The following is a 14,372-nucleotide window of genomic DNA, read 5'->3' on the forward strand; positions in this document are numbered from 1 at the left end:
GTGCGCTTACGGCTTGAGTTAGTTGATGTCGCCATAAAGAAGTCCTCTTTATGTCAACGTATTTCAGGACGGGACACCTGGTAATAAAAAAGAGCCACTGGTGGGCTCTTTTTTAAAGAAAACGTGATGTGGCTAGCCGTGACAACCACAACCGCCTTTGCCACTGCCACCGCAGCAGCCTTCCTCTTCATGATGACCGCCGCCGCAGCAACCGTCTTCATGGTGGTGCTCACCACCACAACATCCGCCTTCGTGGTCGTGACCACCACAGCAGCCACCTTCATGGTCATGACCGCCACCATGAATATGACCATGAGCTAACTCTTCCGCAGTTGCTTCACGCACTTCCAGTACCTCAACAGCAAATGTCAGGGACTGGCCTGCCAATGGATGATTACCATCGACAACCACTGAGCTTTCCAGGACTTCAGTTACTTGTACTGGACGCTGCCCCATTTCTGTTTCAGCAATAAAGCGCATTCCGGGAACGATATCCTGAATATCACCAAACGCTTCCAAAGGTACTTCCTGACGCAGACCATCATGGTATGGACCGTAAGCATCTTCGCAATCAATTGTGACTTCAAGCTGTTCGCCCTGAGTCTTGCCTTCAAGTGCTTTTTCAAGACCTGGGATCAGGTTACCCATTCCATGAAGATAAACTAGTGGATCGGCGTCAAAGGAGCTTTCGATCAGTTGGCCTTTGGCGTCAGTCAAACGGTAATGAATCGTTACCGCGCTGTTTTGGGTGATTTGCATATCGCCTCCCGTTAATCGTGTCGGCGCATAATAGCGTGGAAATGCAAGACTGGCGACCATTGTTGTTGGCGAATGCTATCTGCTGCACATAGTTTAAGCTTTGCTGGGGTCATGACCGGCTTAACTAATGTCAAAGTAATATGAAAATCGATTTCCCAGGTCACAATACTGGCTGTAAACGACGGCATTTGGTTGGTATATATTTAGCAAAGGGCATTATTTGTTGAGATATATGCAGCCAATAAGCAGAATTGTTGGTATAGCTTCCAAAAAAGCGCTTGACAATACACTAAGAAAAAAGCAATTCTGTGCGACATACTTGTTTACACATTCAACAACTTTACACTACACCTAAAGGCTTAATTAAGATGATGTTCGCCAGCGTTGTGATTACCACCATTATTACAACCACCACCATTACCGGTGTGGAGGCGGGCTGACGCATCCTTTAGGAAGTGTAAAAACAAGCCCGCTCCCACCCAGGAGTGGGCTTTTTCGTTTCTGGGCAGTGGGTTACAGGAGAGACTCAATGAAGGTGATGAAGTTTGGCGGTACATCTTTAGCAAATTGGCAGCGATTTGATATGGCTGCATGCATTATTGCCGACGCTGCGAAAGAGGAAAGCGTGGCTACGGTGTTATCCGCTCCAGCAACTGTAACAAACGGCTTATTAGCGATGGTGGATACTGCCTTGGAAAAGGGAGATGTCGCCGCGGCACTGGGTAAGGTTGAAGCCGTATTTCGCACGTTATATGGCGCTGCATTTGATGTGTTAGCCAACCCTGAAACGCAACAAGCTTTGGAACAGCTGTTGGACGCTCAGCTACAACAATGGTCAAAAAAACTGCAAGGGATCATGTTGTTAGGCGAGTGTCCTGATAGCGTCAGAGCGGAGATTGTCGTCGCTGGTGAGAAAATGTCGGCAGCGCTGATGGTCAGAGTTATGGAAGCTAAAGGGTTAAGCGCGGGTTTACTTGATCCTCAGGCGCTCTTTCTGGCACATGGCACCCCAATGGAATCCACGGTCGATATCGGGGTAAGCAAACCACGTTTTCGTTTGTTGGGGTTGGACGAAAAGCGCGTCTGGGTGATGCCGGGGTTTACTGCCGCTGACGAGCAAGGGCGAGTGGTGACGTTGGGACGTAACGGCTCTGATTATTCAGCTGCGGTACTGGCAGCGTGTTTGGATGCCTCCAGTTGTGAGATCTGGACGGATGTAGACGGTATCTACAATACAGATCCACGAGTCGTACCTGATGCGAAGTTACTGTCTCAGCTCAGTTACCAAGAGGCCATGGAACTTTCCTATTTTGGCGCAAAAGTGCTGCATCCTCGCACGATCTCTCCTATCGCACAGTTCCAAATTCCTTGTTATATCAAAAACAGTTTCAATCCTTCTGCTCCAGGGACTTTAGTCTCCAGTCATCCTGATCAGACTGGCTTACAAGTGAAAGCGATTTCCAACCTTGATAATCAGACCATGGTGGATGTATCTGGTCCTGGGATGAAAGGCATGGTGGGCATGGCCTCCCGCATTCTGGCTTCTATCGCACGTAGTGGTGTGTCAGTCACACTAATTACTCAGAGTTCCAGTGAATACAGCATCAGTTTCTGTGTCCCGACCGTGGAAGCCAAACGTGTCAAAAAAGCACTGGAACAAGAATTTGAATTAGAGCTTAAAAGTGAGTTGCTTGAGCCGCTGGTGATGCGGCATCAGTTAGCCATTGTTTCCCTTATCGGTGATGGCATGCGCACCCATAAAGGGGTCGCAGCTAAATTCTTCCAGGCGTTAGCTCAGGCAAGTGTCAATATCATCGCTATCGCACAGGGCTCATCAGAACGGTCGATCTCGGCTGTTATCGAGCAGCGGAAAACGCCACATGCCATAAAGGCCTGTCATCAGGGATTTTTCGATGTACAGCAATATCTGGATGTGTTTTTAGTCGGTTCAGGCAATATCGGTGCAGGCTTGTTAGCGCAGATAGCCCATCAGGAACAGATGTTACGCAGTCAGAATATCAGCATCAGGGTCTGCGGCATTGCTAACTCCAACCAAATGCTGCTAAAAGCGGGCGGCATTGAATTAGCACAGTGGCAATCACAATTAAACGAACAGGGTGAGCCATTCGATTTGCCTAAAATGTTGTCATGGGCGAAAGAGCAGCAACTATTAACTCCGGTGTTGGTTGATTGCACCTCTTCCGATGAAATTGCTTCCCAATATCCCGAAGTGATGTCTTCCGGTTTCCATGTGGTAACTCCTAATAAAAAGGCAAATACCCGTGATATGGCGTTTTATAAGAAACTACGGCAGACCGCACTGGCTCAGCGTCGTCAGTTTTTATATGAAACCAACGTCGGTGCGGGATTGCCGGTCATCGATAATCTCAAAAAGTTGATGTTTGCCGGTGATAAGTTACTGCATTTCAAGGGGATTCTATCTGGTTCACTGTCTTATATTTTCGGTAAGCTCGAAGAAGGCATGACTTTGTCAGAAGCGACCACCCATGCCCGTGAAAAATGCTTTACTGAGCCAGATCCCCGTGATGATTTAAACGGCATGGATGTGGCGCGCAAGGTGTTAATTCTGGCGCGTGAAGCCGGAATGCCACTGGAAATGAAAGATATTGTGGTAGAGCCAGTGTTGCCACCGGAGTTCGACAGCAGTGGTAATGTACAGGATTTTATGCAAAGACTTTCCAGTGCTGATGCCTGGATGGCGGCTAAAGTTGCCAGCGCCAAAGCTGAATCGAAAGTGCTGCGTTATGTCGGCGAAATTACTGCAGAAGGTTGCCGGGTAGGCATCCAGGCGGTTGGCGAGCACGATCCATTATTTAGAGTAAAAGAGGGGGAAAACGCCTTGGCGTTTTACAGTCGTTATTATCAACCGATCCCGTTTGTGTTAAGAGGATACGGTGCAGGCACAGAAGTTACTGCTGCCGGGGTGTTTGCCGATTTGCTGCGCACCTTAAACTGGACTCGTGAGGTGGATTTATGAGTCAGTCTTTAACAGTTTACGCTCCAGCTTCAATGGGTAACGTGGGCGTTGGCTTTGATTTACTGGGGGCGGCATTAGCGCCGGTGGATGGCAGCCTGCTCGGAGATACCGTTACTATTGCTGCTGCTGATAGTGGTATTTCCTTAACGCAAATTGGCGAATGGGCTCATAAACTTCCTGACACGCCACAACAGAATATTGTGTATCAATGTGCCGAATTTTTTCTGCAAAAATTTGCTATTCAAGGGGGTGTTTCATTAACCCTAAGCAAAAATTTGCCGGTGGGAAGTGGCTTAGGTTCGAGCGCAAGTTCAGTTGTGGCCGCACTATTTGCGCTTAACGAATTCTTTGGTAAACCCTGCAATCAGCAGCAATTGCTGGCGCTGATGGGGGAATTTGAAGGCCGCATTAGCGGTGCTGTCCATTACGATAACGTAGCGCCATGTTACCTGGGCGGGATGCAACTGATGTTGGATCTGCCCCAGCGTATCTGTGAATCTATTCCCGCTTTTGACGATTGGTTCTGGGTTGTGGCGTATCCAGGGATCTCTTTGTCGACCGCAAAGATGAGAGCCTTGATGCCGAATGAGTACGCGCGTAGTGTTGTCATTGATTTTGGTCGTAATCTGAGTGCCTTTGTGCATGCCAGTTATCGGCAAGATGAGGCGCTAGCAATTGCCGTGCTCAAAGATGTTTTGGCTGAACCTTATCGTGCTCCGGCAATCCCCGGCTATTTGCAGGCGCGTGAGGCATTGGCCGAAGTTGGTATGTTGACTACCGGAATATCCGGTAGTGGTCCGACATTATTTTCCGTATGTCGGGACCTGGAGACTGCACAAAAGGCAAAAGCGTGGTTGGAACAGCACTACTTAACAGAAACCGGCGGCTTTAGTCATATCTGCCGATTGGATAATGTGGGTGCAAGGGTATTACCACAAGGTTAATACTGAGAATAAAGAGCAAGGGCAAAAGAGTAATATGGAACTGTATAACCTTAAACATCCTGAACAACGGGTGACGTTTACCGAGGCATTAAAACTAGGGTTGGGCATTGATAGGGGGCTTTTTTTCCCCACCCGTATCCCACAGCTGCAGAATGTCGATGCCTTGCTAGCACTGCCGTTTATTGAGCGCAGTAAGCTAGTGTTGGGGGCCTGGTTGGCGGATGAGTTGGGCCAATCTGTTGTAGATGAATTAGTCGACAAAGCCTTTAATTTCCAACTGCCGTTGGTTCAGGTCGATGAGCGCCGCAGTAGCCTTGAATTATTTCATGGACCAACCTTGGCCTTTAAAGATTTTGGTGCCCGGTTTATGGCACAGTGTTTGGGCGCGTTGGGGGGACAAGCTCCTCTTACAATTCTGACCGCTACTTCCGGTGATACTGGTGCCGCCGTGGCGGATGCGTTCTATGGTCTTGATAACGTCAGAGTGATGGTGTTGTATCCAAAAGGAAAAATTAGTGAACTACAGGAAAAAATGTTCACTACTCTTGGCGGAAATATTCATACCGTCGCGGTTGAATCAGATTTTGATGATTGCCAAACGTTGGTAAAACAAGCATTTGAAGATGCAGATATCCGCGATGGTTTGCGCCTGAACTCTGCAAACTCGATTAATATCAGCCGCTTGTTAGCTCAAATTTGTTACTACTTTGAAGCGGTCACTCGCTACCGTCAGCAGTATCATGATGCACCGGTCATTGCTGTTCCAAGTGGTAACTTTGGTAATCTCACCGCGGGTTTATTGGCGAAAGCGATGGGACTACCGGTTAAGCGCTTTATTGCAGCAACAAACAGCAACGACACCGTCCCACGTTATCTGACTTTTGGTGATTGGGCTCCTCGGCAAACGATGGCAACCATGTCTAACGCCATGGATGTGTCTGAACCGAGTAACTGGCCTCGCGTTGAAGCTATTTTCAGTGAAATGAAATGGCCGTTGAGTGAACTCACCGGGGTAGCAATATCTGAGCAGCAAACACATGACTCAATGGTGGCACTTAAAGATTTGGGGTATCAGGCAGAGCCCCATGCTGCAGTGGCTGCAGAAGCACTCAATTTGTGCATGAAAGAAGATGAGCGCGGTATTTTCCTGGCTACCGCTCATCCGGCGAAATTCAAAGATGTAGTCGACAGAGAACTTGGTACAGATTTAGCCTTGCCGCCAGAGCTGCAAAGGGTAAAAGTAAAACCAGTTTTGTCGGCAACTTTACCGGCAGATTTTGCTGCGTTAAAGACGCACATGTTATCGGTGCTCGGATAACATTGGTGGCTGGTTTTGAACCCCGCGTAAGCGGGGTTTTTTCTTAGAAACGGTTTAACGGCTTTGAGTCTGAAGCCAGCTTATCTCTTCTGGCCAGATTTCAGGGCGAATGGTCTCTAGGATCAGCGGTATTTTCGTCGTGGCAGGATGCGCCATGATGGCACTAAAAGCCGCCTTGCCTATAGTGCCATAACCGAGTGAGTCGTGCCGATCGACTCTGCTGCCAAAGCTACTTTTACAATCATTAAGGTGCATACCTTTTAAGTACTTTAGGCCAACAACGTCATCAAATTCTGCAAACATTTTGCTGACGGCATCCGTTGTGCGTAACTCATAACCCGCAGCGAAGAGATGACAGGTATCTAGGCAGACCCCTACTCGTGATTTATCTTCTATTTGCTCAATGATCTCTGCCAGCTGCTCGAATCGATGACCAAGGTTAGAGCCTTGCCCGGCAGTATTCTCTAATACTGCAGTAACACCTGTCGTTTGTTCCAACACCAGGTTAATGGAATCAGCAATATTGCGAAGACATAATGATTCGCTTATCTCGCGCAAATGACTCCCTGGATGAAAGTTGAGAAGTGTTAACCCTAACTGTTCACAACGCTGCATTTCGTCTAAAAATGCATCTCGGGATTTTTGCAGCATATTCGGGTCTGGATGACCAAGATTAATCAGGTAGCTGTCGTGAGGTAGTATCTGTGATGCGCTAAAATGATGTTCTGCGCAATGCTGTTTAAATTTTGCAATTTCTGGCTCATCTAAGGTCGCCGCAGTCCAGCGTCGTTGATTCTTTGTAAAAAGAGCAAACGCAGTGGCGCCTATGGCTGCGGCGTTCAGGGGGGCATTAGCTACCCCGCCTTGAGCACTGACATGCGCACCAACCCATCTCTGCTGTGTCATCTTTTCCTCAAGTCTTTTGCTTGTGTGTCTTTTTAGTCTACATCGTAGCGATGTTTTGACGTAATCCGTTACTTCTAGCCCTGTAGCAAACCGTATGAACGGGGCAGATACCTGTCAAATCTGTGAATTCGAACAGCTCTTTAAGCAATTTGTGACGGGTTTTCCTTGATCTTTGTCATGTATTAAATAAAGAACACTGGTTAACATTAAAATTCGCCGGGTTGTTTGCTGCTATTATTGAGTAAACGGCCCCTAAATGAAGGAGAGCCTCTATGCTGCAAAGATTAATGAATGATCATAAGCATATAGCTGTATTGCTCAATTTGCTTAAAGGAAAATACCAGAAGCTCGCTGAAGGTGAACAGGTGAATTTTTGCCTGGTACGTGATGTTGTTGAGTATATGCAGGAGTATGCCGACCACAGCCATCATCCAGTAGAAGACATAGTGTATGAGTACTACGTGGGAAAATTTGCCAAAGAGGAATCTACTAAGCGTTTGACGGAAGAACATGGCAAAGTGGTCGCTGCTTCTGCCGCACTGGCGTCAACGCTAAACCTCATCCTCAACGATATCGTCGTTGCCAAAGAAAAGCTGGTTCAGGAATTACGAGATTATGTCACGTTGCAGGAGCAACACATGATCTATGAAGAAGAATATATTTTTCCAAAATTGCAACGAAAACTGACTGAAAGTGATTGGGAACAGATCGAACGAAACTGTGCCTTGAAACTTATCGATGATCCCCTGTTCAGTAGTGATGATCAGATGTTTGATGAATTGCGACAGTATATTCAGACAGTTGAACCTACATCCGGCATGTCGCTCGGACATTAAATTTTCCTTCTGGTTTTTGGGTGCCGGGCTTGTACCGGCATGCCCATTAGTTTTCATTATAATGAAATTTAATTATTTAAATCATGTTGTTATATAAAATTCTAGATTGATAATGTTGAAGTAAACCGCGTTGACTATTTTTCATATTTCTAATTTTTCTAAACTGTCCCTCTAACCCCTTATCTTTATTACTAGCCAATCACAAATTCATTAACTATCATTAACTGGTATTTTTGCGCCATGACGATAACTGACAGAAAAATAAAGAATATTTAACAATTTTCTCGTCATTGGATTGGCAGTAGCCGGAGATTTGACGTTAATGAAAAGTAAGAGGGCGGGATTCTCTCTCATCGAAGTCATGGTGGCGTTGGTCATTTTGGTGATCGGCTTGATAGGGATTTTTAATCTTCATATCGTGGCAAAGCGCGCGAGCTTTGAATCTTTTGAGCAGACTCAAGCGGCTTATCTGGCAAACGATATTCTTAATCGCATGAAGCTGAATAAAACCGAGTTAACTAGTTATGCTAATAAGGATTATCCACAACTTGATACCGTTCCCACTTCATGCGATGAAGCAGGGGCGATCTGTTCTACTGCTGACATGGCAAAATGGGATATTTACCAGTGGAGTTGGCTAATATCCGGTGGTGCCGAAACTAATACATCCGGTGCCAACGTCGGCGGATTGGATTCAGCAACCGCCTGTATCACCGTTGACACCGACAATACTGTGACAATCGCAATCGCTTGGAAAGGCATTCAGGGAACAGCCGGAACGACAAACACTGCATCTGATTGTGGGAGTGCTTTGGGTAAAAAGCGCCGTCTGTACGTGTTAACTACTGTTATTGAACAGGGATAGTTACGAGATGAAAAAACAAAAATACATCTCTGGTTTTTCTCTAGTAGAACTGATGGTCGCGATGGTCATCAGTCTATTTCTTACCATGGGCGTATTTGCCATGTTTAGCATGTCTGCGACCAACGTGACAACGACTGGGCAATACAATCAGTTGCAGGAAAATGGCCGTATAGCATTGGCGATCATGGCGCCGGATATTGAGCAAGTGGCGTTCTTTGGTGATGTTACTGGAACGGATTTCATTAAGGGCATCAATACAACGGTGACGGACGACGTCACTCAGGATTGTATTGGTGGTGGACTCAATAATGCCACACTTCCCAATGATCAACCTTCACATTTTCGTCGAATATGGGGCTATGAGGCCGGAATCGGGTTGTCGGTCAGTTGTGTTAATGATGCGATAAGCGGAACTGATGTCATCCAGATTAAACGCTTAGTAGGGCCTGCTGGCGCAACTAGCGGTTTCAGAGTCGCAACTACTTCAAGTCAAATAGTATTTTTGGGTAAAAACACCGCCCCAGTATTGGTGAATGAGCGAATCTGGGAGTACCAGCACCACGTTTATTTTATTCAGTGTTTAGGTGGGGATGCGGATAGCGAATGCAATGAAAAAGGTGAAGTGCCCGTACTTAGTCGAAAAGCATTGTCTGAGAATGGAATGAACAACGAAGAGCAGTTAGTGGAGGGTATAGAAAATATGCGAATCCTCTATGGCTATGATGACGATGGGGATGACACTGCTGACAGTTTCCTTCCCGTTGAAGATGTGACAGATTTGATGTGGGATAACCAATCTTTTCAACGTATTGTAGCGGTCAAAATTTTTCTATTGGTGCGAACTATCGACCAAGATAACAGTTATACCAACGACATCACCTATGAGCTAGGTGATAAGCAACTTGGTCCATTTAACGATCATTACCGCCGTAAAGTGTTGTCTACCACTGTGGTATTGGAAAATCCGGTGTTGATTAGGAATTGATATGAAAGGCTTAAAGAGACAATCGGGTGTTGTACTTTTTTTTGCTTTAATACTGTTAATTGTCATGACAGTTATCGGCGTAGCGTTGGCATTAAACTCGGGGCAATCGCTACGTATGGCGGGGGCCGGTTCTGAACGTATTGAAGCTAAAGCTATTGCAGATGGTGGATTAGCGGCTGTAATTAGTAATACCAGTGCGGCAACATTTGCCACAATCTCTGGTAGTGAAGACCCAACGCATTATTTGGGAGGAAGTCAAACATTAACACCGTTACCTGTCAGTTCTGCAACATCGCAAAATGTCTCCTGTCAAAGAACTGCTGCAGCAAGTGGTACAAATTTAATTTCGTGTCGACGAATTGAAATTAGCAACAGTGTTCAGTATGGCCGGGATAATATGGGTACAATTGAAGTACGGCAAGGTATAGAACAGGAAGTACTTAATGGGAGTGGTTCATGAAACTCAAGCAAATGATTTGTACTTTTTTTATTGCCTTGGTAGTGATTTCCGGAGTTAGTTTGGCAGATGATACCGATTTATATTTGATCGCACCGATAAATAATGGCAAATCAAAGGTGTTAATTATCTTCGATAATTCTGCATCAATGGGAACATTAGAAACAGAGATCAAAGGAAGCTATAATCCAGATGAGACTTACCCTCCATTAGGTAGTTCCAATTCTTATCAAAGTAATATGATATATGCGACTGTTGGCACAGGAACTGACAATATGCCACTTCCTAATCCTGATAGTCCCTCCGATTCAACACGTTTTAATGCGCTACTAAACGGTTGTGCTGCCGCTAAGGATGCATTGGCAACTTATGGCCGTTTTACTGGATATATAAGAGAATACTATAGTAGTGGAAAATATAGAGGTACTTGGCAACCATTAGCTAATAATAGTGGTGCTAATACCAATAATCCCGTCGAATGTTTTGAAGATATTGAATCTGTAAATGCTAGCAATAATGAATCTGTTACAGGTTACGGTGATGGATTCCCGCAAAATAATGTCTCTACTGGTGGGAAAAATAGCACTTATTTGCCTTGGGGAAATCCATTAACTCAAGACTTAAGTGGCCTGTTTTCAAGCGGGCCGCTGGTAACATTATACACTGACAATTATTTACGCTGGTACCATGGAACAAACACCGGGGCGGTTAATGTGACACGGCTAAGCTTAGCTAAAGAAGCTATTTCCGGTGTTATTAACAGTATGTCAGCTGTGGATTTTGGCTTGGCTGTGTTCAATCTTGATTATCCCAATGAAGGTGATAGAGATGGTGGTCGTATTATTGCAGGGATCCGTTCTAGGAATACTTCAGAAAAACAAACCCTAATTGATACCATCGAAGGATTACCTGCAGAAACAAATACCCCATTGTGTGAAACATTATTCGAGGCTTACAGTTATTTTAGTGGTAATCCTGTGACATTCGCTCACAATGACAGTAATTACAGTGATCTTAATTATAAAGGTAATAAACCGCCATATGATACCAGCATAGAATCTAATGGCCGTTATGTATCGCCAATGAATAATTGTAGTGATATAGCATACATTATTTATATCACTGATGGTGAACCTACGCTTGACGCTTCTGCCGATCAGGAAATTATAAATTTGGTAGGTAGTCGAAGCTTAAATACAACACAGGATAAAAAGACCGATAATGGTGTTTATTCACCATATACATATGGTTATGATAAATATGATCATGCGTTAAAAAGCTATATGCCTGCCTTGGCGAGTTATATGTATTGGCATGATCAAGTCTTGTCCACAGATACATTTCAGCAAGTTAAAACATTCACAATAGGTTTTGCTTTAGATGAGGATTCTGTTGCAGAGCCGTTATTAATTGAAACAGCTAAAAGAGGTGGCGGTAAATATTACGCAGCGAATAACGTTACCTCTTTACAAAGTGCAATTAGTAATGCCCTGGATCAAATTACTTATGAAGGTCAGAGATTTTCTGCACCAGGTGTAGCCTATAGTAATGCCGATCCAACACGCACACTGGACTCTGCTTATTATGCGTTGTTTGAGCCTAATCATGGTCCGCGATGGGCAGGAAATTTGAAGAAATTTAAAGTCAATTCGACAGGTACATTGGTTGATGCAAACGGAAACAATGCAATTTCCATCACTGGCGGTATCAAGGAAACTGCATGTAGCTTTTGGAGCAGTTGCAGTCCTGACCCCGATGGTTTTTATGTCGAAGAGGGGGGAGCCGCTCGTCAGATAGATCCAGAACATAGGAATCTGCTAAGTAATATTGGGACATCAGGGGCATTGTCTTCGTTAAACAAATCAAGTGCGTCAAGTTATATCGGTGGCGATACAAATTTGTTCTCATTCATGAATATGGTTGAAGATACCTCAAGTACTGTGAGTGCCCAGCTAGATAAGGCCTTTGAATGGATTAAAGGGTTTAACGTTGATGTTGATAGCGATGGGTCTCCAATGTCTACCGACTATGACGGTATTCGCGGTGATATTATGGGCGACCCAATGCATTCCCAGCCACTGGCTATTGATTACGGTGATACTAAAGGCGTGTATATTTTTGTTGGCACTAATGAGGGAATGTTCCATGCCTTTAAAGATGCTGGCGATTCCGTGAGTGAGAGGTGGGCCTTTATGCCCTTTGATATGTTGGCGAATATCCAAACTCTCCGGGATAATAATTATTCAAATGGCCATGGCGTATATGGTATTGATGGATCTCCGGTCTCATATATAAAAAGAGCCAGTGATGGTTCCATAGAGAAAGCGTGGCTATTCGTTGGATTGCGTAGAGGTGGGAATTCCTATTACGCTTTGGATGTGACAGTGCCAGATACCCCTCGCTTAATGTGGCATATCGACAGTACTTCAACCGGTTTTTCAGAACTTGGGCAAACATGGTCAACTCCAGTTGTGACAAAAGTTCCCGGTATTGACAGTCCTGTCATTATCTTCGGCGGGGGATATAACATAGGTTATGACGCAGGGAGCGGCAGTAACTCTCTTGGTCGAGATGTCTATATAGTCGATGCAGAGACAGGGGAGTTGAAATACACCTTTGGTGTTGGCGGACAAACTGCGCTACCTGGCATTTCTGACAGCATAGCTGGTTCAATTGCGTTATTGGATAGCAATAGTGATGGTATTACCGATAGAATGTATGCCGCAGACTTAGGCGGAAATGTCTGGCGAATAGATATGCCATCAACTGACACCGCTTCATGGAGTGGATTTAAATTTGCTTCTTTAGGCGGCACACTTTCTAACAATAGGCGCTTCTTCTACGAGCCCGTCGTTGCTCAGACAGAGTTTACTAACGTTACAACAGTTACTTACACAGATTCATCTGGTAATACAACCTCAACAGTTGCTTCCCAAAATGTGCCATATGATGCAGTAACTTTGGGAAGTGGTGACAGAGCATCGCCGTTAGGTACTACTACCGAAGACATGTTCTTTGTTTTGCAAGATCGTAATGTGGTGACTAAAAGTTTCGGAACCGGAGGCGCAACAATTCCAGATGCGATTGAGTTGACAAACTTATATGATGTAACTTCTTCTGCACCTACAACAGATTCAGATAATTTGGCATTTGGTGCTAAATTGGGGTGGTACTTTAATTTCAGTGGTGTGGGAGAAAAGAGTTTGTCACCTTCGACAATTCTTAAAGGAAAAGTATATTTCACCTCTTTCACGCCATCACTGGACGATCCCCAGAATACTTGTCAGATATCTTCTGAAGGTCGTCTTTATATATTTGATCTAAATAATGGTGGACGCTCTTCTCAGGAGTACATAGATGTTTGTGAGGATTGCATTCCTCAGCCTCCTAAGTTGATAACGCCACCTCTTTCAGATGACTCTGACAACCCTCCATTGTCCCTTATTATAGGTAAAGGAAATTGCGTTGATGGTCAGTGTTCAGGCACGGTGAATTTGGATCTCGGATTAACTACAAACAAGATTTATTACCATGTTAACGAGCATTAATTATAGAAAACTGTTTGGCGGATTTACGCTTATTGAAGTAATGATTGTGGTGGTTATTGTTGGTATCCTAGCCTCGATAGCCTACCCTTCATATATTCAATACATTACACGCAGTAATCGCTCAGAAGGCCAGGCCGCTTTGTTGCGGGTTGCAAATTTGCAGGAGCAGTATTACCTGGATAATCGGACATATACTACTGATATGACTGAACTCGGTCTGGCAGATCCTTATGTAACTGAAAATGGACTCTATAGTGTCAGTTCTACTGGAACTAGCAGCTATACATTAACAGCCGCCCCGAAAGGTTCACAGGCAACTCGTGATACTCAATGTGGCAGTCTTACCTTGAAAGATACTGGCGAAAAAGGGCCCTCGGCGGAGTGTTGGAAATGAATAAATATCTGGTATGTGGTTTGTTTCTGACCTTTATGACTGCACCATCGATGGCAGCAAAAGTGAGTTATAAATGCTATTTGCTTACGACCAAAGGTCAGGAGATTGCTTTCTACCGGTGGAACGAAGATGACTTTGCAGCTAAACAGGCGACTATAGTGGCATCAAAACGTACCGATGCCAAAGGGAAGACTTATTACGTCAAAGCCGTTGAAGAATGCGTGAAAATGTCCGATGAATTCAGTTCTGAAGTAGCGAAGAAACTGGATAAACAAACTCTGCGATGAAGTATTAAAGCGCTGTTGTAGTAGAAAGGCATGGCAGTTACTTACCATGCCTTTTGGCTTTTCGGCATTACACTT

General features: G+C 44.9%; 12 protein-coding genes. 10 read left to right on the plus strand and 2 right to left on the minus strand.

Annotated elements, in window-relative coordinates:
- Window positions 1-132: 132 nt before the first annotated feature.
- Complete coding sequence (gene slyD, locus PY479_RS09235; protein ID WP_275483576.1) at window positions 133-759, minus strand: peptidylprolyl isomerase; 627 nt, start codon at window positions 757-759, stop codon at window positions 133-135.
- Window positions 760-1,288: 529 nt separating this feature from the next.
- On the opposite strand from slyD, the gene thrA reads away from it, so the two are divergent.
- Genes thrA through thrC form a run of 3 tightly spaced genes read left to right on the plus strand, consistent with a single transcriptional unit; the run spans window position 1,289 to window position 6,019 of the window.
- Complete coding sequence (gene thrA / locus PY479_RS09240; RefSeq protein WP_212593971.1) at window positions 1,289-3,757, plus strand: bifunctional aspartate kinase/homoserine dehydrogenase I; 2,469 nt, start codon at window positions 1,289-1,291, stop codon at window positions 3,755-3,757.
- Window positions 3,754-4,701, plus strand: coding sequence for a homoserine kinase (thrB, locus tag PY479_RS09245; RefSeq protein ID WP_275483577.1), 948 nt, complete (start codon window positions 3,754-3,756; stop codon window positions 4,699-4,701). The genes thrA and thrB overlap by 4 nt, the downstream gene beginning before the upstream one ends.
- 34 nt (window positions 4,702-4,735) lie before the next feature.
- Window positions 4,736-6,019, plus strand: a complete 1,284-nt coding sequence (gene thrC / locus PY479_RS09250) for a threonine synthase (RefSeq protein WP_275483578.1) — start codon at window positions 4,736-4,738, stop codon at window positions 6,017-6,019.
- A gap of 54 nt (window positions 6,020-6,073) precedes the next feature.
- Here the strand turns inward: thrC and nfo are convergent, their stop codons facing one another.
- A complete protein-coding gene (gene nfo / locus PY479_RS09255; protein WP_275483579.1) occupies window positions 6,074-6,925 on the minus strand; it encodes a deoxyribonuclease IV in 852 nt (283 codons plus the stop codon).
- Between the two features lie 272 nt (window positions 6,926-7,197).
- Here nfo and PY479_RS09260 point away from each other — a divergent pair, with 272 nt between their 5' ends.
- The 7 genes from PY479_RS09260 (at window position 7,198) to PY479_RS09290 (ending at window position 14,297) form a co-directional block, all read left to right on the plus strand.
- Window positions 7,198-7,761 (plus strand): hemerythrin domain-containing protein, encoded by a 564-nt coding sequence (locus PY479_RS09260; RefSeq protein WP_212593967.1) that lies wholly within the window; start codon window positions 7,198-7,200, stop codon window positions 7,759-7,761.
- Window positions 7,762-8,083: 322 nt separating this feature from the next.
- Window positions 8,084-8,626, plus strand: a complete 543-nt coding sequence (gene pilV / locus PY479_RS09265) for a type IV pilus modification protein PilV (protein ID WP_275483580.1) — start codon at window positions 8,084-8,086, stop codon at window positions 8,624-8,626.
- A gap of 7 nt (window positions 8,627-8,633) precedes the next feature.
- Window positions 8,634-9,611, plus strand: a complete 978-nt coding sequence (locus tag PY479_RS09270) for a PilW family protein (RefSeq protein WP_275483581.1) — start codon at window positions 8,634-8,636, stop codon at window positions 9,609-9,611.
- 1 nt (window position 9,612) lies between these two features.
- Entirely contained in the window at window positions 9,613-10,071 is a 459-nt protein-coding gene (locus PY479_RS09275; RefSeq protein ID WP_275483582.1) for a pilus assembly PilX N-terminal domain-containing protein, read from the plus strand.
- Entirely contained in the window at window positions 10,068-13,616 is a 3,549-nt protein-coding gene (locus tag PY479_RS09280) for a PilC/PilY family type IV pilus protein (RefSeq protein WP_275483583.1), read from the plus strand. The genes PY479_RS09275 and PY479_RS09280 overlap by 4 nt, the downstream gene beginning before the upstream one ends.
- A complete protein-coding gene (locus PY479_RS09285; RefSeq protein WP_275483584.1) occupies window positions 13,600-14,010 on the plus strand; it encodes a type IV pilin protein in 411 nt (136 codons plus the stop codon). The genes PY479_RS09280 and PY479_RS09285 overlap by 17 nt, the downstream gene beginning before the upstream one ends.
- Window positions 14,007-14,297 (plus strand): TapY2 family type IVa secretion system protein, encoded by a 291-nt coding sequence (locus PY479_RS09290; RefSeq protein WP_212593961.1) that lies wholly within the window; start codon window positions 14,007-14,009, stop codon window positions 14,295-14,297. Before PY479_RS09285 ends, PY479_RS09290 begins: the two co-directional genes overlap by 4 nt.
- Window positions 14,298-14,372: the final 75 nt, after the last annotated feature.

The sequence above is a fragment of the Shewanella sp. A32 genome (genome assembly GCF_029167175.1).
Classification (GTDB): domain Bacteria; phylum Pseudomonadota; class Gammaproteobacteria; order Enterobacterales; family Shewanellaceae; genus Shewanella; species Shewanella yunxiaonensis.